Source organism: Aurantiacibacter spongiae, from assembly GCF_003815535.1.
Lineage (GTDB): Bacteria > Pseudomonadota > Alphaproteobacteria > Sphingomonadales > Sphingomonadaceae > Alteraurantiacibacter > Alteraurantiacibacter spongiae.
In genome coordinates, this window is sequence record NZ_RPFZ01000001.1 from 424,290 (window position 1) to 443,010 (window position 18,721).

Here is an 18,721-nt window from a genome sequence, read left to right on the forward strand (position 1 = left end):
TTCAGTCCTACAGCAGAAGGATCGCGGCCCAGAAGATCACGCTCAGGATCACCCCCGACGCCATGGATACCCAGGAAAACGCGCGGTTGGTGTCGAGTTCGTACCCGGCGCCGAGATCGAGTACGAAATGCCGGATGCCCGAGGAGGCATGGTTGAAGAACGCCCAGGTCAACCCGATCAGCACAGCGATCCCGTACCAGGCGGAGGCGTGGTCGTAGAAAGCGGCGTAGGATTCCTCTCCGCCTGCAAGCGCACCCAGCCACCACAGCAGGACCCCGAGGCCCACGATCGCCATGCCGTCACCCGTGACGCGGTGGAGGATGGAGACCATCATGTGCGGTCCCCATTTCCATATTCCCAGATGCGGTGAGAGCGGGCGGTCGGCCATATTTTGTTCCATCCAAGGGTGGGTTCGCGCCCCAGATAGCGTTTTCGCGGACGAGGGCAAGCGGCGGCCCGCCCTTTCGCAGCGATGATCGGCCCGCTATGCCCCGGGCATGACCAATATTCTCGTCACGGGATCGAGCCGCGGTATCGGCAGGTCCATCGTCGAAAGCCTTCGCGCAAGGGGAGCGAACGTGGTGGGGCATGCGACCAGCGCGGTGGACGCGGACACGATCGCAGCCGACTTCGCCGACCCGCCCGCCCCGCAGATGCTCTGGCAACAGGCCGTCGACCGGATGGAGGGACGGATCGACGTGCTGGTTAACAATGCCGGTCTGTTCGAACAAAGTCCGCTCGATGCGAGCGACATCGAATGGCTCGACCGGTGGGAGGACACCTTGCGCATAAACCTCACCTCGGCGGCGCAACTCTCGCGCTTCGCGGTACGTCACTGGCGCGCGAGCGGACGGGGCGGGCGGATCGTCCATGTCGCCAGCCGCGCCGGGCATCGCGGCGATTCCCCGTCGCACTGGCACTACGCGGCGGCGAAGGCCGGGATGCTTGCGATGCACAAGACCATCGCGCGCGGTTACGGCAGCGACAATATCCTCAGCTTCGCCATAGCGCCGGGCTTTACCGACACGGCGATGGCGGGTGACTACCTGGCCAGCCGGGGCGGGCCGGGCCTGCTGGCGGACATCCCGCTGGGCCGGGTCGCGGAACCGGAGGAGATCGCCGAAATCGTGACTTTCTGTGCGCTCGACGCGCCGGCTAGCATGACCGGCGCGACCATCGACGCCAATGGTGCCAGTCATGTCCGGTAGGAGCCGGATCGCCGGATGCCGGTTCCCTCTCCCCGAAACGCCCCGATGAGCGCGCAATCGGGCGCGCCGGGCCGGTGGGCCTGCCTCTCCTTGTTCGCGATAGCCCTGGGCCTGTCGTCCTGCGTTGCCCCGCAAGGGCCGCCGCAAAAGGTAAGTTCCGCCGTGGTGGATCGCGCGCGCGATCTTGCGGCGACTCCGGCGGACTGGGCCGCGGCCTGCGGTGACTGGGACGACTGGGACCAGCGCGCCCCGGCCTTCCGCGTCTTCGGCAATACCTATCACGTTGGGACTTGCGGCATCAGCGCACTGCTCGTTGCCGGACCCGAGGGGCATGTGCTGATCGATACCGGAACGCGGCAGGGATCGGTCGGTGTGCTGGAGAACATTCGCAATCTCGGTTTCGCGCCGGAAAACGTCGTCGCGGTGCTGACGAGTCACGAACATTTCGATCACGTCGGCGGCCTGTGGTGGGTGAACCGCAATACGGGCGCGCGCGTCGTGACCTCGCCGAAGGCCGCCCCGGTCCTCGCGTCGGGCCAGGCGAGCCCGGACGATCCGCAATCCGGCCGCAATCCCCCGATGCGAGCAATTCCGGCCGACCTGATCGATACCGTCACGCCCGGTCACCCGGTCACGCTTGCGGGAATGGCCTTCACGCCCATAGCCTCCCCCGGTCATACGTCCGGGGCGCTCAGCTGGCAGTGGGAAAGCTGCGAAGGGTCCGACTGCCGCACCATCGTGTTTGCCGACAGTCTCACCCCGGTGAGCCGTGACGATTACCGGTTTGCGGATCACCCGGCCTATCTGCGCGCATACCGGGACAGTATCGCGCGGATTGCTGCTCTCGAATGCGACATCCTGTTGACGCCGCATCCCTCGGCCAGCCGCATGCGGGACAAGGCGCTCGCGGGGGAATTCGCCAGCGAACCAAAATGCGGGCGCTATGCGCAAACCGTGCTAGGGCAACTGCAAACGCGACTGACGGGGGAGGCGCGCGAATGAGCTGGAAACTGTCGGCGGTCGCCACCAGGGAGGTAGTCGAGGGGGCGCTGGCGCGGCAGGACGAAATGCAAGGCTGGGACGATACCACCGTCCTGGCGGGGTTCGAGGTCGATCCGGACGAACCCGATTGCTGGCGTCTCGATGCCTATACGGCAACGAAGCCTACCGAGGCGGATCGCGAGGCCGTACGCGCGCTTTTTTCCGCGGATCCTCCGCCGCTGATCGCAGAAGCCTTGCCCGAAAGCGATTGGGTCAGCGAAAGCCAGAGGGGCGTCGACCCGATCACCGCGGGGCGTTTCCGCGTGCGTACCCCCGAGCACCGCCCGGCCGACGACCCCGCGTTCGTGGAGTTCTGCATCCCCGCCGCGCAGGCATTCGGCACCGGACAGCATGCCACCACCGCTGGGTGCCTGGCCATGCTGGATGTCATGGCACGGCAGGGGGTCAGTCCGCGCACGGTTGCCGATATCGGAACCGGCACCGGCCTTCTCGCCTTTGCCGCCATGGCCCTGTGGCCCCACGGTCGCTTTACCGCGAGCGATATCGACCCGGTATGCGATCAGGCGGTTGTCGCCAATGCGGCGCTCAATGGAATTGATCTGGGGGATAAGCGGGGCGAACTGACGATGCTCGTCGCCGATGGATTGGCCGACGAGAGGCTTGCGCGGCGCGCGCCGTTCGATCTTCTCATCGCCAATATCCTGGCAGGTCCGCTTATCGATCTCGCTCCGGATTTCGCCGAGGCCGTGAACCCCCGCGGCAGCATCGTACTCGCCGGATTGCTCCGCACGCAGGATGCGGCGGTCCGCTCCGCCTATCGCCGCGTCGGATTCCGCTTGCAGAAGCGTATCCTTCGTGGCGACTGGTCGGTCCTGTGGCTGAGACACCGCTTCGTGGGGCAGGTCCGCTGACGAGGACGAGCGCGCCGAAGGGGCGCGGCGTTTCCTGGTGGGAAACTTGATAAAGGTTTGGAAAAAACTTCTTGAATACAATGCTGTAGTCCTGAAGGACTCCGTTGCAAGAGCAAGTGGCCAGCCGCGGTCGGCCGGTCGATACATTGCGATGGGACCGAACCTTTGAGCCATGATCGCATCGAGCGCAGACACGACATCGCCATCGTCGGACGGCTTCGAACCACAACCGGTGCGCGCGACGTAACCATTCTCGACATTTCCGAACGCGGTTGCCGCATTCGCGACCGCATGGGCAGGCTGCCCGAAAACACTTCCGTAACGATCAAGATTGGTCCGATCGGCCCGGTCGATTCGGTGGCTCGCTGGCGCGAGGGCGAGCTGGTCGGCCTACGGTTCGACCGTCCGCTCTACCCGGCTGTGATGGAACACATCCGTCAGCACTTCGACCTGCGCATCCTGGGAAAGGGGGATATCGACCGAAGCCCGTAGCTAGCGCGCGTCTGCGCCCGCTTGCGCGACGATCTCTGCCCAGCGCGCTTCGTCGATCACTTCAATACCCAGCTCCCCGGCCTTTTTCAGTTTCGAACCGGCCCCCGGTCCCGCCACCAGCAGATCGGTCCTGGCGCTGATTGAACCCGACGCCTTCGCCCCCAACCGTTCGGCCTGCGCCTTGGCCTCGTCACGGCTCATCGTCTCAAGTCTGCCGGTGAACACCACCGTCTTTCCCGCCACCGCGCTGTCGACCTGCTCGACTTCGTAACGCGGCACGTCGAGTTCGCCGAGAAGATCGTCCCAGAGCGCACGGTTGTGCTCCTCGTGGAAGAAGTCGCCCAATGCGTTCACAACTGCCGGACCGACGCCGTCGATGGATGTGAGCGCGAGCGCCGCGTCCTCGTCACCCGCACGCGCTTTTTCCGCCGCGTCGCGCAGTGCCGGAAGGGTGTGCAAGTGCGTCATCAGATCACGCGAGGTGACGCTGCCGACATGCCGGATGCCGAGACCGAACAGCAGCCGGGCGGCATCGGGTGAGCGCCGCTTTTCCACCGAAGCCAACAGGTTGTCCACAGACTTGTCCTGCCACCCCTCGAGTGCGAGAATCTCGTCGCGATGGTCGCGTAGTCGAAAGATGTCGGCAGGCCCGTTGCCGAGCCAGCCCTGGTCCAGGAACTCGGCGATCGTCTTCTCGCCCAACCCGTCGATATCGAGCGCTCCACGGCTGACGAAATGCTTGAGACGCTCGAACCGCTGCGCCCGGCAGATGAGACCGCCGGTGCATCGCACGTCGACTTCGCCCTCCTCGCTCACCGCCTCGCTCGCGCAGACCGGACAATGATCGGGAAAGACGAACGGCACGCGCTTTTCATCGCGCGTCAGGTTCTCGACAACCTGCGGAATGACGTCGCCGGCGCGCTGGATGACCACCCGGTCGCCGGGGCGCACACCCAACCGATCGATCTCGTCGCGATTGTGCAAGGTAACGTTGGTAACGGTGACGCCGCCGACCAGTACGGGCGAGAGCCGTCCAACAGGAGTAAGCTTGCCCGTTCGTCCGACTTGGATATCGATACTTTCCAGCGTCGTCTCCGCCCGCTCGGCAGGAAACTTGCGGGCAATGGCCCAGCGTGGTGCCCTGGCGACGAAGCCGAGCCGCTTCTGCCAATCCAGCCGGTCGACCTTGTAGACCACGCCGTCGATCTCGTAGCCCAGCCCCGCCCGCTCGTCCGCCAGCCGTTCGAAAGCAAGCAGCATTTCCTCAAGATCGACGCACCTTTTCAGATGCGCTGAGACCGGCAGCCCCCAGTCGGCAATGCGCCGCATGACGTCGGACTGGCTTTCGCCAGGGACCGCGCTCGCCGCTCCCCAGCCATGGGCGAAGAAGCGCAGCGGGCGCTGCGCGGTGACGCGCGCGTCCTTCTGCCGCAGCGAGCCTGCCGCCGCGTTTCGAGGATTGGCGAACAGCTTTTCGCCCGCCTCGTCCTGCGCCGCGTTCAAGGCGAGAAAATCCCGTTTCGCCATGTAGACTTCACCGCGCACTTCGAACAGTTCGGGCACGTTGCTCCCCCGAAGCCGCCGGGGGATGTCGCGAACATGGGCGACATTTGCCGTCACGTTCTCGCCCACCTGCCCGTCGCCTCGTGTGGCGGCGAGAACCAGTTCGCCCTTCTCGTAGCGTAGCGAGCAGGACAGGCCATCGATCTTGTCCTCCGCCGTGAAAGCGATGGCTTCCCCTTCGTCCAGCGAGAGGAACCGGCGGACCCGTGCGACGAACTCGGCCACTTCGTCGTTCGCAAAGGCATTGTCGAGGCTCATCATCCGCACCTCGTGCATCACCTTCGACAACGGCGAGGTGCCCACCTCGTGTCCGATCTCCTGCGACGGTGAGTCGGGCCGGACGAGGTGGGGGAAGGCCGCTTCAAGTTCAGCGTTCCGGCGCACGAGCGCGTCGTACTCCGCATCGCTGATTTCCGGTGCATCCTCCGCGTGATACATTCGGTTCGCGCGTCTGATCTGCTTCGCCAGCCGCATCAATTCGTTTGCGGCGTCGGCTTCTGAACCCACATTCGCCATCACTCGGCGATGACCCGCGAATCGCTGGAGAACGACCACCGCCCCCCGCTCCAATGCGCGCGGTGAAAGACCGTATCCGAACGGGTATCGCCGAAACGGTAGGAACTTATGGCGGAGCAGTCGACGGCGCTGTCGCAGCGGAAGCCGTTCAGCACGAACAGCATGGCAGGCTCGTCCGTGGCCTCGTCGCGGATACCCGAGGTGCGTTCGACGCAGCGCGGCAACGGGGCCAGTCCGGCGAACCGCTCCATCAGCGCTGCTTCGTCGTCCTCGGGCAGGCGCTCCGTTCCCGCCCCCGCCGCTTCGGCTACGCAGACGGTCGGCGGGTTGACGATGTCGGCTTCGAAATAGCTGGACAGGATATGCTCGAACATCGCCAGCTTCGGCCCAGCCTCATCCCGGGCGAGCGGAACGGGCCCGTCGGCCATCGCGGCTGGCCCGATCTGCCCCGCGCAACCGCCCGTCACGATGCCGATAGCGAACAGCGCGAAGGCTCTGAAAGCGAATGTCATGGCCCGTCTATGCCGCCATCGGCCCCGCGGGGGAAGCGGCTACATCTTTTCCTTCAGTCCTTTGCGGATCAGTATCCAGTTGGTGGGGTATGCCGTCAGAAAGCCCCCGAGCATTGCCACCTGCATGGCGAACCAGAACTCCGGCCGATCGACGGCTGCGGTCCCGCCATAGGCCTGCCGGAACCACACGAACTGCGCCAGCGCCATGACGCCGTACATGCCGACCTGCCAGGAGGTGATGGAAAGCGTATCCGCCTTGATCGCTTGCCAGATGCCCTCGCCTACCGAGACATCGCGCATCGGCTTGATGGTGAAGTACTGGAAGACGATGCCGATGGCGTAGGCAACGATGTAATCGAGAACCCAGATCGCCAGGATTTCCTCGGCGAACAGCCAGCGATAACCGAACCAGGTCGCGATCACCGGCACGGCGAAGGCACTCCATTCCGCGATGATGTCGCCCAGCGTGCACCCCGCCCCGCAATGCGACGCGCCCTTCGCAACCGATGCCCACATCGGCGGATCGCCCTCGGGCGCTTCTATACCCTTCCCTTTCTGCCGTCCGAACGACCAGTAGAGCCAGAGCCACAGTTATTGCCGAACAGGGCCGTCAGCGGCCAAACGAGGTTCATGATCCACATCTTCTGCGGATGGCGGATGACGTCCATCACGATCCATCCGGCGCAGAAGAACGCCATGAAAAGGGAAATCAGGGATAGAGTGTGAAGCCAGGCCGGAAAATCGTGGGCGTGCATGGTGAACCAATGCGGTCTGTCGCATCGCGGTTCCGCTACACCCCTTCGAGCAGCCTGCCCGCCTGCGCCCTGGCTTCCGGCGTCACCTCCGCGCCCGACAGCATGCGTGCGATTTCCTGCCGACGTCCTTCCTCGTCGAGCAACGTCACCGACGTCTTCGTGACCGTACCCTCGCTCGATTTGGCGATCAGGTACTGGCGACGGCCCCGCGCGGCGACTTGCGGGCTGTGCGTGACGGCGAGCAGCTGCCCGCCATCGGCAAGCCGCGCCAGCCGTTCGCCGATGGCGCTTGCAACGGCCCCGCCCACGCCGCGGTCGATCTCGTCGAAGATGACCGTCGCCGCACCGCCCTGCTCGGCCAGCGCCACCTTCAGCGCCAGGATGAAGCGCGACAATTCGCCGCCGCTGGCGATCTTGGCGAGGGGGGCGAAGTCCGCACCCGGATTGGTGGCGATGAGAAATTCGACGGCGTCCATCCCCTGCGGCCCCCAGCGGTCTTCCGGCAGGGCCGCCACCGCTGTCCTGAACCGCGCCGCGTCGAGCTTGAGTGGCGCGAGTTCGGCGGCCACCGCCGCGTCGAGTTGCAGCGCGGCGGCAACGCGGCTCGCATGGAGCGCCTCCGCGCGGGCGCGATAGGCCGAACCGGCCTGCTCGGCAGCCTGGCGCAGTTCCGCAAGGCCCGCCTCCCCATGCTCGATCGCGTCGAGCCGTTCGCGCAGGCCGCGCATCGTTTCGGGCAGATCGTCGACCTGGACACCGTGCTTGCGGGCCAGCGCGCGCAGTTCGAACAGGCGCGTTTCGATCCGGTCGAGTTCCGCCGGATCATGCGTCATCGCCTCCGCCGCCGCCTCCAGCTTCTCCTCGGCCTCGCCCGCTTCGATGACCGCCCTGTCGAGCGCGGCGAGCGCCTCGGCGAGCAGGGGGTGCTCGGGTGCGATGCGGTCCAGCTTGCGCGCCGCCCCGCGAAGGCGGGCCAATGGCGAATCCGATCCGTCCCAGACGAGCCGCAACTCTTCGAGATCGCCCGCCAGCCTCTCGCCCTTCTGCATGTCGGTGCGGGCATTGGCGAGGTGTTCTTCCTCCCCCGCTGCGGGTTCGATCGCGGCGAGTTCGGCAAGATGCGCCAGCAGCAGATCCTGATCGGCCCGCGCCTGTTCGATCGCGCCTTCCGCGTCCGCCAGCGCATCGCGCGCCTGCCGCCAGCCGGTCCACGCGTCAGCCACCCCCGCCGTATCCGCGTCGGCGTAGCGATCCAGCAAAGCGCGGTGGCCCCGTGGATTCACCAGTCCGCGGTCATCGTGCTGGCCGTGCAGTTCCACAAGCGAGCCCGACATTGCGCGCAGCAGCGCCACGCCCACCGGCTGGTCGTTCACGAATGCCTTGGATCCGCCGTCGGCCCTGACCTGCCGGCGCACGATCAGCGGTTCACCCGGTTCGATCTCGACCCCGGCATCCCCGAGGACTTCCGCAAGCGGCGCGGGCAGGTGTGGAAATTCGAACGTGGCGATGACGCTCGCCCGGTCCTCCCCGACGCGCACAAGCGCGCTGTCCGCCCGGTTGCCGAGAACCAGACCGAGCGCATCCAGCAAAATGGATTTCCCGGCCCCCGTTTCGCCCGTCAGCACGCCCAGTCCCGCGTCGAATCCCAGATCGAGCGCCTCGATCAGCACGATGTTCCGGATGGCGAGCGAGGTCAGCATGGCGTCGATTCAGGCTCTTACGGCTCGGTTTGTCGCGGCGCAACGATAGCCCGTCGCTCAATACTGGACCTAAAAGGAAATATTAATCAGTTTTTGCGGTAATCGGGTAGCAATCAGGAGGGTCGGGAACACCATGTCGGTGCTCACCATAAGATCACACAGACGATATGCCATGCGCTTGCCGGTCGAAGTCGAACGCGACGGCGGATCCAATACCAGTGGTCTGCTGATCGAACTGTCGCAACAGGGCGCGCGCATCAGCAATCTGCGCGATGCGGATTACGTCGCCGGCGAGCAGGTCTGGATCCAGACGGCCGACGATACCGCGCTGGAGGGAACCGTTCGCTGGGCGCATGACGGCCTGGCGGGTGTCCGGCTCAACCGGTCGCTGCACCTTCCGGAATTGCGCGATCTGCTCGAAGCCAACCGGCGCGAAGTCGAATCGGTGGAACTGCAATACGGCACCTGAGCCGCGCCGGCCGCCCGCGTTGCAGCCGCGCCGCGGTTGCCAGGGCGGCGGTTTGCCGGTCGATCAGCCCCCGGCCGCAACGGTTTGCGGGGCGTGGTCCTGCATCAGTTCGTAGGCGCGGTCGTACCACTCGTTCCCCGGGTAGTTCGCCCCCAAGACGGCGGCATAGCGCTGCGCTTCCTGCGGCACGCCCAGTTGCAGACTGGTCTCGGTCAGCCGGTAGAGCGCCTCGGGAATATGGCTGGTGGTCTGGTAATCCTCGACCACGTTCTGAAAGCGCAATTGCGCGGCCAGCCACTGACCGGTCCTTTCGTAAAACCGGCCGACTTCCATTTCCTTGCCCGCCAGGTGATCGTTGACGAGATCGATCTTGAGCCTCGCGTCAGCGGCGTAGGGGCTGCGCGGGAAGCGGCGGTTGACCTCGTTCAGCGCGGACAAGGCCTGCCGCGTGATGGCCTGGTCGCGTTCGACGTCGCTGATCTGCTCGTAATAGCTGATGGCGATAAGGTAATAGGCATAGGGCGCGTCCCGATTGCCCGGGTGAATCGACAGGAAGCGCGTCGCGGACTGGATCGCACTCGTGTAATCGCGCGCGGCGTAGTAACTGAAGGCGCTCATCAACTGCGCGCGGCGCGCCCACGGGGAATACGGGTGCTGGCGCTCGACTTCGTCGAACAGGGCGGCCGCGACCTTGAGATCACCCTTGTCGAGCCTGTCCTTGGCCGCGGTGTAGAGCGATTCCACGTCCCGCGCGACATAGGCGACGTCGGCATTCGCACTAGGTCGACTACCCCCGCCGCATCCGGCGAGGAGGGCCGCGGAAACCGCGCAGCCAAGCGCGGCACGAAGGGCTTTGTTCGTGATCATGGGTCAGCGCTATAGCTACGCGTGCGCTGAACGCCAAGTGAAGTGCGCAGCGATCCACCGCGCGATCCACGCGGGCTGTCCGCGCCCCTGTCGGGTGGCGCCGCGACACTGATCGACGTGCATGATCCCCTCGCAGATGGAGGTTACCGCCTGCCGATCGGCGACTGCCTTTAATCGACTGGCATGCTCACCCACTGCTCTATCAAGGTAATACAGTGGTGGGACGAGAAGGACGGAGAAAGACCATGACCCGCAGCCTGATTGCCACCGCCACTCTTGCCGCCCTGCTCTGCGTCGGCACCTCGCCGGCCGTTGCGCGCGCGAACGAGACCGGATTGCGCAGCGTCGCGGTCTATACCGCGGATCTCGATATTGGCACCGCGAAAGATCAGCGGCGCCTGAGGCAACGTGTCGCACGCACTGCCCGCGACGTGTGCGGAATGAACGTCCAGGTGCCTGGCACGACCCTGCCGACGGCGCAGGCCAGGCGCTGCTACTTCGATAACCTGCGCAAGGTCGACCGGCACATCGCGCAGGGCGCGGAGCGACGGGCGCAGTTCGCCTCGTCCAGACGCGACTGATCGATCCGGCGGGCCGGGCGCGCCTCCGATCAGCGGGAGCGTCCGGCCGGCCGGCCACTGGTGCCAGCGGCCCGGTTTTCCTATAGGCGTGTGCGATGACCAGATCGCTGTTTCGCCTCAACCCCGATCTCGACCGGGAAACGCTGGCCCGGGACTTCGCCCGCGACCGGCGGCTGCAGATCTCCGATATCCTTACCGACGAGACTGCACGAGAACTCAGAGCCATCATGATGGAGGCAACGCCCTGGGGGATCGCCGTCCAGGCCGGCGCCGATGCAGAACCCCGCTCATGGCCGGCCGACCAGCTGCGCGATCGCGCGGTCGGCAACGAGGTTGTCGAAATGGTCAGGCGGACCGACAAGGCCGCGGCGGAGCGCGATTACGCCTTCCGCTCCCACCGGTATTCGCTGGTCGAGGCGGTACAGAAGGGATGGGATCCGGGGGGGCCCTACGAAATCCTTCTTGAGCATCTCAACGCGCCCGATTTCCTCGGGCTGATGCGCGAGGTGACGGGTATCGCAGAGCTGGCGAAGGCGGATGGCAATGCCAGTTGCTTCGGCCCCCAGCACTTCCTCGGACGGCATCAGGACAGTCACGTCGGTGAAGGCTGGCGCATCGCCTACGTCCTCAACATGACGATCGACGACTGGTATCCGGACTGGGGCGGCTACCTCGTCTTCTTCGACGACAACGGCGATATGAAGAAGGGTTACATGCCCTGTTTCAACACGCTGAACCTGTTTGCCGTGCCGCAGGCCCACGCGGTCACCTATGTCCCGCCTTTCGCGCCGAGAGGGCGGTACGCGATCAGCGGCTGGTTGCGCGACCGGTGACGACTGCCCCCGACGACTACCGCGTTCGCGCGCAGCGTCTGGCGCAGGCGGGGGATCGGCACGGCGCGCTCGAGGTGATGGCGCGGGGCGTTCAACAGCACCCCCGAGACGCCGCGATGGCCAACAGCGCGGGAAATGCAGCCATGCGGGCCGGGGCGTTCGAACGGGCGGAAGGCTTCTTCGCTCGCGCGTGCGATCTTGCTCGCGGCCATGTCGAATATGCGGTCAACCGGGCGATTGCGCTTGGTCGGCTGGAGCGGAACCGCGAAGCGCTGACCATTCTTTCTGCGATCGAAGGGCACGCCGCCAGGGATGCCCGCTATTGTTCAACGCGGGCGACCGCGGCGCGCGGGGTGGGCGATCTGGCGCAGGCGGCTGCCTGGTACGATCGCAGCATCGCGCTCGCGCCGACCGGTGCGCGGGCGCTGCATGGCCGCGCGCGCATTGCCGTCGAGCGGGGCGAGGATGATGCCGTCGCCCGTTTCGAACGCGCTCTCGAGGTCAATGCTGGCGATGCGGAGGCATGGCTGGGACTGGCCGAAGCGCTGGATGCCGAGGGCAATTCCGCCCGCGCCGCGGACATCGCGGAACAGCTCGCCGCGCAGGCGCCGGGCTGGATACCGGCGCTGCGCTTCGCGGCGCAGTTGCGCCTGGCGCGGGGCGAGGACGACTTCGATCGCCCTTTCTCCCAGGCATCGATGGCCCGGCCGGACGATCCGGAAATCGCCGCAGAACATATCGCCGTTCTCGAACGACACGAGAAGTTCTCGGAAGCCCTCGAAAAAGCCGAGACCGCCTACCGGCGCTTTCCCGACGATCCACGCTTCGCGCTCCTGGCTGCTGACGCCGCCAGTACTGCGGGCAAGACCTGCCGGGCGGATGACCTGTTCGACCGGGTGCCGCCCGAAACGCCGGGACGCCGGCTTCTGGAGGCACGCCATCACCTTCGGCAAGGCCGGCCCGGGAAGACCGATGGCGTGCTGGAGCGTCTTCTTCGGGAGGAGCCCGACAATATCGGAGCCTGGGCCGTCCGCGACCTGGCCTGGCGGATGATGGATGACGACAGGGCCGAATGGCTGCACGGACAGGACGGTCTCGTCCAGATGGTCGAGCTACCCGCGGCCGACCTCGTTCTGGCCGGCACCGTTCCCCTGCTGCACGACCTGCACGACCACGCGGCGTTTCCGCTGGGTCAATCGCTTCGGGGTGGAACGCAGACGCGCGGCCGGCTGTTCGACCGGACCGAGCCGGCTTTGACACGGCTGCACGCTGCCCTTTGCGATGCACTCGTTGACTTCAGGAACCGCCTTCCCCCGGCCGATCCCGATCACCCGCTGCTGCGCCACCGCGACGCGGGCTGGGTCATCGCGCGGGCCTGGTCGGTGCGCTTGTCGGGCGGCGGGGATCGTCATGCGGGCCATATCCACCCCGAGGGCATCGTTTCCTCCGCGCTTTACTGCGACCTTCCGGAACACGGCGACCCTTCGTCGCAAGACGGCTGGATCGAACTTGGACGCCCGCCCCGCCATCTCGTCGACCTGCCGCCGCTCCGGACGCTCGAACCACGCAAGGGTAGGCTCGCTTTGTTTCCCAGCACGCTCTACCACGGCACCCGCCCCTTTCCCTCCGGATGGCGAATGACGGTCGCGTTCGATGTCGCTCCGGCCAGCGAGGGCGAACCATGACCTCGAATGTTCATGACGCCTGGACCACGTTCTGGGAGCGCGACGCCCTGCACAGAAAAAGCGGCCGCAGACGCGATCCGGAGGGATGGAAGGGCATCGGTGCGGTTCAGACTGGCGTCTGGCAGACCTTCGCACGGCGCCTAGACAAGGGCGTCAGGGTGCTCGACATCGCAACCGGTGACGGGCGGGTGCTGGGCGATATTCAGAGCGCCCGCCGCGATCTGAAGCTGGTCGGCACGGACCGCGCCGCCGCCCTTCCCGAAGGCCCGCGCGGGGTAAGGTTGCGCGGCGGGGTACGGATGGAAAAGCTGCCCTTCCCCGACACGCGCTTCGCCGCCGTCACCAGCCAGTTCGGCTTCGAATATGGTGACATGCCGGTTATCGCGAAGGAGATCGCCCGCGTGCTGCGCCCCGGGGGCACGGTCGCGATCATGTCGCATCGGCTCGACGGGCCGATTGTCGCGCATAACCGCGCGCGTCTGGCTCAGATCGCCTGGGCGATCGAGGAACAGGATCTGCCCGAGATTGCCCGCAGGAACCAGCGCTTGCGAGAGATGGGCGTTGCGGCCCTGCCGCCCGAGATCGCCAGCGCTCCCGAACGCGGGGCGCAGGCGTTCGGACCGCAATCGGCGGCTTGGGAGATCGCCGAGGCCATTCGCCAAAGCATCGTCATGGGCCGCCAGGACGCGCCGCAAAACGTCATCGCCCTGATCGACGACATCGTCGCCCAGGCGATGAACGAGCGCGGTCGCATTGCTTCGCTCGAAATTGCTGCCAGGGCTGCCGATAATGGTGAAGGCGTGGTCAGGGCGCTAATGCAGGCCGGACTGACCATAGGACAGCGCGAGCAACTGCGTGATCCGCATAGCGGGCAATTCTTCGCCGATTTCATTAAGGCGACGCTCCCCAAATAGGTGCTGACGCCCCGCCAGACAGAGACTTCAAGGGTGACGCACTCCCCGCGCGATCGCCGACCTCCCTACGAAAAGGGGCGGGAGACCCGGAGGTCCCCCGCCCTTTCTTTCGGACTATCGCCCGGCCGGTTCAGCTTAGAAGCGGAACAGGACCGATGCGAAGAAGTCGCGGCCCAGCACGTCGTAGACGGTCGGCCAGGTATTGGCCTGCTCGGCATTGTTGCGGTCGCCCAGCAGCAGCGAGTTGGTGTTGTTGGTCACCACCCCGTTGGCATCGAACACCGGCGTGGACGGCAGCGTGTCGAAGATGTTCAGCACACCGGCCGTCAGGCGGACGTTCTCGTTGAAGTCGAACGACAGCGTCAGGTCGAGCAGGTCGTAGGCGCTGATCCGTTCCACGAAGTAATCCGTGGCGGGATCGTCGTCGTTGACTGCCGACAGGTGGCGCCAGCGGAACGAGGTCGTCAGCGGCCCGTCGGTGAACGTCGCGCGCGAGGTCCACTTGAACGACGGGGTCGGCGCACCGCAGGTCACGCCGAACTTGCCGGCGCAGCGGATGACGTTGTCCGGATCGTTCTGATCGGGGGCGGTGTCCGCCTTCTCGAACCAGGTGCCGAGGAACGACAGCTCGAGATCCTGCTCGCCGGTATCGGTGAACAGCGAGAACGGGATCGGCATCGAATACGCCATCTGCAGGTCGATGCCCGAGGTGGCGAGTTCGGCGACGTTCGCACCGCCAAGCTGCGGCGAGTTCGTCCGGCTGAACGAACCGTCCGGGTTACGCGTGTTGACGAAGCCGGCACACCGCGGATCGTTGAGGTCCCCCGCGGTGAGATAGCACAGGTCCAGCGACGTCTGCAGACCGATGGTCTGAATGGCGTCGTCGACGGTGATGTCGAAATAGTCCGCCGTCAGCGTGAAGCCCGGGACGAAGCGCGGCTGCAGCACGACACCGAAGGTGTAGCTGTCCGACGTTTCTTCCTGGAGGTTCGGGTTGCCGCCGACCTGCACCTGAATCTGCGAGTCGGGCTGGATGCCGGGGGTGCCGACACTGCCGGCCGGAACGCCGTTCGCGATGCACAGGTCACGCAGAGCGCCGGAGGTGGCCGCCGAGGTGGAGCACGGATCCGTCGCCTGCGGGAAGTTCACGAACGAACCGGCGAACAATTCCGCCACGTTCGGGGCGCGAACCGCACGCTGGTACTGACCACGGAAGGTGATGTCCGGGGTCGGGGCGATCTCGATACCGCCGGCATAGGTCCACACGCCGCCGACCGCGTCGAGCGAATAGTCGGAATACCGACCGGCGCCCGACAGTTCCACACGGAAACCGCTCTCGGTCTCGAACGGGACGTTCAGCTCGCCGAACACCTCCTTGACGTTGTAGCCGCCCTGGGTCGGTTCACCGGCGTTGAAGCCGGCGACGTCGCCCGAGGCGAGGAACGTGTCGGGGATGAAGCGCGAGGCGACCTCACGGTATTCGGTACCCAGCGCGAAGCCGACCGCCTCGGCCGTACCCAGACGGAAGTCGCCGAACGTGCCCGACACTGCGGCGGAAGCCACCTGCAGTTCGGACTCGTCGCCGTTCTGGGCCTGGATGATGAACGAATCCACCTGGTCCTGCGTCAGCGAGTTCAGGCCGAACACGTTGATCGGAATTCCGCCATTGGCGACGGCGGTGCCGTCGAGGCCGGCGATGAACTTCGACAGCGAGGCGTTGCCCTGCTGGATGTTCGCATTCCGGGTGCGCGCATACAGGTAGTAGGCGTCGTAGCTCAGGTAGTTGCCGATCGGGCCGCGGATACCGCCGACCACGCGGAAGGCGTTACGCTCGTCCTGGTTAAGGCGCGGACCGGCCTCGAGCAGGCGACGGTTGACCTGGAACAGGACGGCGCCGTCATTCGCCTGATCGCCGGTTTCGGTCGCATCGATCTGGCGAAGGTCGGCGACCACGCTCGGATCGAGGAACTGCGACAGCGAATCGATGTCGAGGTTCGCGTTGACCTGGATCGGGGTCGGCGCCAGCGCCGCGTTCACCTGGTTGTTGACGTAGCTGACCTCGGTGTAGGCCTCGAGGAACGGGAACACCTCGTAGCTGGCATAGCCGCCGAGCAGGTAGCGGTCCTGCGGCAGCTGCAGGTAGTTGACCGGGGCGAAGTTGTAGGCATCGGCACCGGTGTAGGGGCGCGCGCTGCCGGCCGGATCGAACAGGAAGTTGCCGCCGCCCGCGAACTGCGTGCCGGCGAGCGAACCGTTGCCCTGATAGTTGACGCGCGATTCCGGAATGAAGGACGAACCGCCCTGCACCAGCGGGTCGCCGCCCAGGTTGAAGGCCGAGAACTCGCGGTCGGCCTGGAAGACCGGCTTGCGGTTGTAGTACTCGCCGTAGACGGTGACGTTACCGCGGCCATCGGCGAAGTCGCTGCCGATCGCGCCAGTGATCTCGTACCGGTCGCCATCGCCGCGGTCGGTGATCGAGTACTGACCGCCGAATTCGATGCCGTTCACTTCCTTCAGGCGGAAGTTGACGACGCCGGCCAGAGCGTCCGAACCGTAGACGGCCGACGCACCGCCCGTCACCACGTCGACGCTGTCGATGAGGAAGGACGGGATGGTGTTGAGATCGACGATCTGGTTGGTATCGTAGAACATCCAGCGGCGACCGTTGACGAGCACGAGGGTGCGCTCCTCGCCCAGACCGCGCAGGTTCAGCGATGCGGTGCCGTTGCCGGGGTTGTTCGAGTTGGAGGTGATGCCAGGAACGACCTGCGGCAGGGTGTTGACGACGTTCTCGACGTTCACCGTGCCCGACAGTTCGAATTCCTCGTCCTGCACGACGGCGACCGGGGCGGCGGTCTCGACGTTGCGGCGCTGAATGCGCGAACCGGTGACGACGATCGCCTCCCCGGGGGTGGACGCGCCCGGCTCGGTCGCCGGTTCGGTCATGCCGTCATCCTGCGCGTAGACCGGGGCGGAAAGCATGGCGGTCGCCATGATCGTGCCGGTCAGCAGGGAGACCTTTTTCCTGATAATCTGCATCAATTAGCTCCTGGTAAGAGGGCAAACTTGCCGAAAGGGCGGGCGCCCGACGTGTCGCGTGTCGTGCGATGGCCGTGCCTGTCGTCCGGCCCCACCTTTCTGATTGCGCCAAAAGCACAAACACGACGCACTGCACAATCGTCGATCACCCGGCGGCCTCACGTCGACAAATGCTGTGACATTTTTGAAACAATGCGCCGTTCATGCGAATGACGGAAACCGGACGGCCCGCGCTCGATACCGGGAATTAACCATTCGCGGCCTAGGCTCGCGCCATTCGAGGGAGACTGCGAATGATAACGGCAAGACCAACAAGCGCGATCTGGCACGACGAGACGGGCGCAACCGCTATCGAGTACGGCCTGATCGCCGCCCTCATCGCTGTAGCCCTGGCCGGCGTGATGATGTCACTCGGCGACAAGGTGGAGACGCAATATGAAGGCGTCGGCGACAAGTACAGCGAAGCGGCGAACAACTGAACGGCGCGCTGACGCGATCACGCGGGCGTTAACCAGTTTTCTCAGGAGCGAATTCACCAGCACCGGGTGATGCAGGCGTCATCGGTCCCCGGGGGATCGTCCCGATCACAGCGAAGGAAGCACAGTCATGTTCGCCATCTTTCACGACCTCGCTCGAGACGAGCAGGGCGCGACCGCCATCGAATACGGCCTGATCGCCGCCCTGATCGCCGTTGCCGCGATTACCGCCCTGCAATCGCTGGGCAACGAATTGTCGGCCACGTTCAACAATGTCGACACCGAACTGCAGACCGCCAACCAGACGAATCAGTAGGTCGCCACACGATATTGCGGCTTGCCGGCCGGCCAATCTTTAGGCTTAGGAAAGTCCCGCTCACGGCCGCGATGGCGACTATTTGGTATAGCTTCGAAGTCCTGCGTGATCTTGCGAATTGACCCGCGATGGGTTTCGCAGGATCACCGGGCTCGAAGTGGAACCAGAACAATGACCGATCGAATTTCCGGCGAGATCGCAAACCTCAAGAGCGATCGTCGCGCGTTTCTTGCTGCCTGCGGCAAATATTCCGCCACGGTGCCTCCGGTGATGACGGCGCTGCTTTCGACCTCCCTGTCCTCGCCAGCCATCGCCAAGTCGGGCGGCGGCGATACCGGTATCAAGGGCGGCGCCGACATCGGCGCGAAGGGTGCCGACGGGGGGAAGAAGGGCGCCGACGGCGGCAAGACAGGCGGCCACTAGGCCTCCTGTCAGACCCCCTTTTCGCGCGTCCGTGCGCAGCGTCGTTTAAGTCTTAAGGATCACTCGCGCCTATCAAACAGGGTTAACGCATCGTACCGATTGCCGAATTGACGGCGCGGTTCCCGACGGCGAAACTGGCTCGAACCGAACGGAGCAGCTATCATGGAAAGCGAAGAATCCCGGACTGGCCTCAGGAGCGATCGACGCTCTTTCCTCGCGGCTTGCGGCAAGTATTCGGCGACCGTTCCACCTGCCATGACGATCCTGCTGTCGACCTCGCTCTCCTCTCCGGCCATCGCCAAATCCGGCGGGGGCAACAACGGCAAGGGTCATGGCACGAAGGGCAATAACGGTGTCGGTAACGGGATCGACCCCGCGCCCCCGGGCAACCCTCCGATGAATGACGGCCCCGGAAGCTCTCCTGGCAATCCGGGGCGTGGACGGGTAAAGTAGTCATCT

Annotated in this window: 20 protein-coding genes; 13 read left to right on the plus strand and 7 right to left on the minus strand. The window is 65.5% G+C overall.

Annotation, left to right across the window (positions count from 1 at the left end; translation table 11 throughout):
- Nucleotides 1–7 precede the first annotated feature (7 nt).
- The gene (sdhC, locus tag EG799_RS02175; RefSeq protein WP_123878144.1) at nucleotides 8–388 is read right to left on the minus strand and encodes a succinate dehydrogenase, cytochrome b556 subunit; all 381 of its coding nucleotides are present in this window, start codon (nucleotides 386–388) and stop codon (nucleotides 8–10) included.
- A 109-nt stretch (nucleotides 389–497) separates the two neighbouring features.
- Between sdhC and EG799_RS02180 the strand changes: the two genes are divergently transcribed.
- The 4 genes from EG799_RS02180 to EG799_RS02195 all read left to right on the plus strand — a co-directional run bounded on the left by EG799_RS02180 (nucleotide 498) and on the right by EG799_RS02195 (nucleotide 3,613).
- Nucleotides 498–1,208 (plus strand): SDR family NAD(P)-dependent oxidoreductase, encoded by a 711-nt coding sequence (locus EG799_RS02180; RefSeq protein ID WP_123878146.1) that lies wholly within the window; start codon nucleotides 498–500, stop codon nucleotides 1,206–1,208.
- Between the two features lie 45 nt (nucleotides 1,209–1,253).
- Nucleotides 1,254–2,210 carry an MBL fold metallo-hydrolase gene (locus EG799_RS02185; RefSeq protein WP_158610992.1) on the plus strand — a complete coding sequence of 319 codons (957 nt, stop codon included), beginning with the start codon at nucleotides 1,254–1,256 and terminating at the stop codon, nucleotides 2,208–2,210.
- Entirely contained in the window at nucleotides 2,207–3,121 is a 915-nt protein-coding gene (locus EG799_RS02190) for a 50S ribosomal protein L11 methyltransferase (RefSeq protein ID WP_123878150.1), read from the plus strand. The genes EG799_RS02185 and EG799_RS02190 overlap by 4 nt, the downstream gene beginning before the upstream one ends.
- A 165-nt stretch (nucleotides 3,122–3,286) precedes the next feature.
- Nucleotides 3,287–3,613, plus strand: coding sequence for a PilZ domain-containing protein (locus tag EG799_RS02195; RefSeq protein ID WP_158610993.1), 327 nt, complete (start codon nucleotides 3,287–3,289; stop codon nucleotides 3,611–3,613).
- Here EG799_RS02195 and ligA read toward each other — a convergent pair whose 3' ends face one another.
- The 4 genes from ligA to recN form a co-directional block, all read right to left on the minus strand.
- Nucleotides 3,614–5,692 carry an NAD-dependent DNA ligase LigA gene (ligA, locus tag EG799_RS02200; protein WP_123878154.1) on the minus strand — a complete coding sequence of 693 codons (2,079 nt, stop codon included), beginning with the start codon at nucleotides 5,690–5,692 and terminating at the stop codon, nucleotides 3,614–3,616.
- Complete coding sequence (locus EG799_RS02205; protein WP_123878156.1) at nucleotides 5,692–6,204, minus strand: hypothetical protein; 513 nt, start codon at nucleotides 6,202–6,204, stop codon at nucleotides 5,692–5,694. Before EG799_RS02205 ends, ligA begins: the two co-directional genes overlap by 1 nt.
- Before the next feature lie 39 nt (nucleotides 6,205–6,243).
- Nucleotides 6,244–6,720, minus strand: a complete 477-nt coding sequence (locus tag EG799_RS02210; RefSeq protein WP_234028977.1) for a DUF4396 domain-containing protein — start codon at nucleotides 6,718–6,720, stop codon at nucleotides 6,244–6,246.
- Nucleotides 6,721–6,994: 274 nt separating this feature from the next.
- Nucleotides 6,995–8,659 carry a DNA repair protein RecN gene (recN, locus tag EG799_RS02215; RefSeq protein WP_123878158.1) on the minus strand — a complete coding sequence of 555 codons (1,665 nt, stop codon included), beginning with the start codon at nucleotides 8,657–8,659 and terminating at the stop codon, nucleotides 6,995–6,997.
- Between the two features lie 133 nt (nucleotides 8,660–8,792).
- Between recN and EG799_RS02220 the strand changes: the two genes are divergently transcribed.
- Nucleotides 8,793–9,128, plus strand: coding sequence for a PilZ domain-containing protein (locus EG799_RS02220; RefSeq protein WP_123878160.1), 336 nt, complete (start codon nucleotides 8,793–8,795; stop codon nucleotides 9,126–9,128).
- Between the two features lie 63 nt (nucleotides 9,129–9,191).
- On the opposite strand, the gene EG799_RS02225 is transcribed toward EG799_RS02220, so the two are convergent.
- The gene (locus EG799_RS02225) at nucleotides 9,192–9,995 is read right to left on the minus strand and encodes an outer membrane protein assembly factor BamD (RefSeq protein WP_123878162.1); all 804 of its coding nucleotides are present in this window, start codon (nucleotides 9,993–9,995) and stop codon (nucleotides 9,192–9,194) included.
- Between the two features lie 245 nt (nucleotides 9,996–10,240).
- Here EG799_RS02225 and EG799_RS02230 point away from each other — a divergent pair, with 245 nt between their 5' ends.
- The 4 genes from EG799_RS02230 to EG799_RS02245 all read left to right on the plus strand — a co-directional run bounded on the left by EG799_RS02230 (nucleotide 10,241) and on the right by EG799_RS02245 (nucleotide 14,008).
- Entirely contained in the window at nucleotides 10,241–10,576 is a 336-nt protein-coding gene (locus EG799_RS02230) for a UrcA family protein (protein WP_123878164.1), read from the plus strand.
- 95 nt (nucleotides 10,577–10,671) lie between these two features.
- Nucleotides 10,672–11,409 (plus strand): 2OG-Fe(II) oxygenase, encoded by a 738-nt coding sequence (locus EG799_RS02235; RefSeq protein ID WP_123878166.1) that lies wholly within the window; start codon nucleotides 10,672–10,674, stop codon nucleotides 11,407–11,409.
- Nucleotides 11,406–13,094 carry a 2OG-Fe(II) oxygenase family protein gene (locus tag EG799_RS02240; protein ID WP_123878168.1) on the plus strand — a complete coding sequence of 563 codons (1,689 nt, stop codon included), beginning with the start codon at nucleotides 11,406–11,408 and terminating at the stop codon, nucleotides 13,092–13,094. Before EG799_RS02235 ends, EG799_RS02240 begins: the two co-directional genes overlap by 4 nt.
- Nucleotides 13,091–14,008 (plus strand): class I SAM-dependent methyltransferase, encoded by a 918-nt coding sequence (locus EG799_RS02245; RefSeq protein ID WP_158610995.1) that lies wholly within the window; start codon nucleotides 13,091–13,093, stop codon nucleotides 14,006–14,008. The genes EG799_RS02240 and EG799_RS02245 overlap by 4 nt, the downstream gene beginning before the upstream one ends.
- Before the next feature lie 135 nt (nucleotides 14,009–14,143).
- Here EG799_RS02245 and EG799_RS02250 read toward each other — a convergent pair whose 3' ends face one another.
- Nucleotides 14,144–17,047 (minus strand): TonB-dependent receptor domain-containing protein, encoded by a 2,904-nt coding sequence (locus EG799_RS02250; RefSeq protein WP_123878172.1) that lies wholly within the window; start codon nucleotides 17,045–17,047, stop codon nucleotides 14,144–14,146.
- 293 nt (nucleotides 17,048–17,340) lie between these two features.
- Between EG799_RS02250 and EG799_RS02255 the strand changes: the two genes are divergently transcribed.
- From EG799_RS02255 to EG799_RS02270, 4 genes are all read left to right on the plus strand, one after another.
- Nucleotides 17,341–17,526, plus strand: a complete 186-nt coding sequence (locus EG799_RS02255; RefSeq protein ID WP_123878174.1) for a Flp family type IVb pilin — start codon at nucleotides 17,341–17,343, stop codon at nucleotides 17,524–17,526.
- A 127-nt stretch (nucleotides 17,527–17,653) separates the two neighbouring features.
- Nucleotides 17,654–17,839, plus strand: coding sequence for a Flp family type IVb pilin (locus EG799_RS02260; RefSeq protein ID WP_123878176.1), 186 nt, complete (start codon nucleotides 17,654–17,656; stop codon nucleotides 17,837–17,839).
- Nucleotides 17,840–18,010: 171 nt separating this feature from the next.
- Complete coding sequence (locus EG799_RS02265) at nucleotides 18,011–18,262, plus strand: hypothetical protein (protein WP_123878177.1); 252 nt, start codon at nucleotides 18,011–18,013, stop codon at nucleotides 18,260–18,262.
- A gap of 162 nt (nucleotides 18,263–18,424) precedes the next feature.
- On the plus strand, nucleotides 18,425–18,715 hold the full coding sequence (locus EG799_RS02270) for a hypothetical protein (RefSeq protein WP_123878179.1): 291 nt from the start codon (nucleotides 18,425–18,427) through the stop codon (nucleotides 18,713–18,715).
- The last annotated feature ends 6 nt before the right edge of the window (nucleotides 18,716–18,721 follow it).

Coding starts and splice junctions, on each gene's coding strand:
- sdhC (WP_123878144.1), bottom strand. CDS start 388: ATGGCCGACCGCCCGCTCTCACCGCATCTGGGAATATGGAAATGGGGA.
- EG799_RS02180 (WP_123878146.1), top strand. CDS start 498: ATGACCAATATTCTCGTCACGGGATCGAGCCGCGGTATCGGCAGGTCC.
- EG799_RS02185 (WP_158610992.1), top strand. CDS start 1,254: ATGAGCGCGCAATCGGGCGCGCCGGGCCGGTGGGCCTGCCTCTCCTTG.
- EG799_RS02190 (WP_123878150.1), top strand. CDS start 2,207: ATGAGCTGGAAACTGTCGGCGGTCGCCACCAGGGAGGTAGTCGAGGGG.
- ligA (WP_123878154.1), bottom strand. CDS start 5,692: ATGGCGAATGTGGGTTCAGAAGCCGACGCCGCAAACGAATTGATGCGG.
- EG799_RS02205 (WP_123878156.1), bottom strand. CDS start 6,204: ATGACATTCGCTTTCAGAGCCTTCGCGCTGTTCGCTATCGGCATCGTG.
- EG799_RS02210 (WP_234028977.1), bottom strand. CDS start 6,720: ATGTGGGCATCGGTTGCGAAGGGCGCGTCGCATTGCGGGGCGGGGTGC.
- recN (WP_123878158.1), bottom strand. CDS start 8,659: ATGCTGACCTCGCTCGCCATCCGGAACATCGTGCTGATCGAGGCGCTC.
- EG799_RS02220 (WP_123878160.1), top strand. CDS start 8,793: ATGTCGGTGCTCACCATAAGATCACACAGACGATATGCCATGCGCTTG.
- EG799_RS02225 (WP_123878162.1), bottom strand. CDS start 9,995: ATGATCACGAACAAAGCCCTTCGTGCCGCGCTTGGCTGCGCGGTTTCC.
- EG799_RS02230 (WP_123878164.1), top strand. CDS start 10,241: ATGACCCGCAGCCTGATTGCCACCGCCACTCTTGCCGCCCTGCTCTGC.
- EG799_RS02235 (WP_123878166.1), top strand. CDS start 10,672: ATGACCAGATCGCTGTTTCGCCTCAACCCCGATCTCGACCGGGAAACG.
- EG799_RS02245 (WP_158610995.1), top strand. CDS start 13,091: ATGACCTCGAATGTTCATGACGCCTGGACCACGTTCTGGGAGCGCGAC.
- EG799_RS02250 (WP_123878172.1), bottom strand. CDS start 17,047: ATGCAGATTATCAGGAAAAAGGTCTCCCTGCTGACCGGCACGATCATG.
- EG799_RS02255 (WP_123878174.1), top strand. CDS start 17,341: ATGATAACGGCAAGACCAACAAGCGCGATCTGGCACGACGAGACGGGC.
- EG799_RS02260 (WP_123878176.1), top strand. CDS start 17,654: ATGTTCGCCATCTTTCACGACCTCGCTCGAGACGAGCAGGGCGCGACC.
- EG799_RS02265 (WP_123878177.1), top strand. CDS start 18,011: ATGACCGATCGAATTTCCGGCGAGATCGCAAACCTCAAGAGCGATCGT.
- EG799_RS02270 (WP_123878179.1), top strand. CDS start 18,425: ATGGAAAGCGAAGAATCCCGGACTGGCCTCAGGAGCGATCGACGCTCT.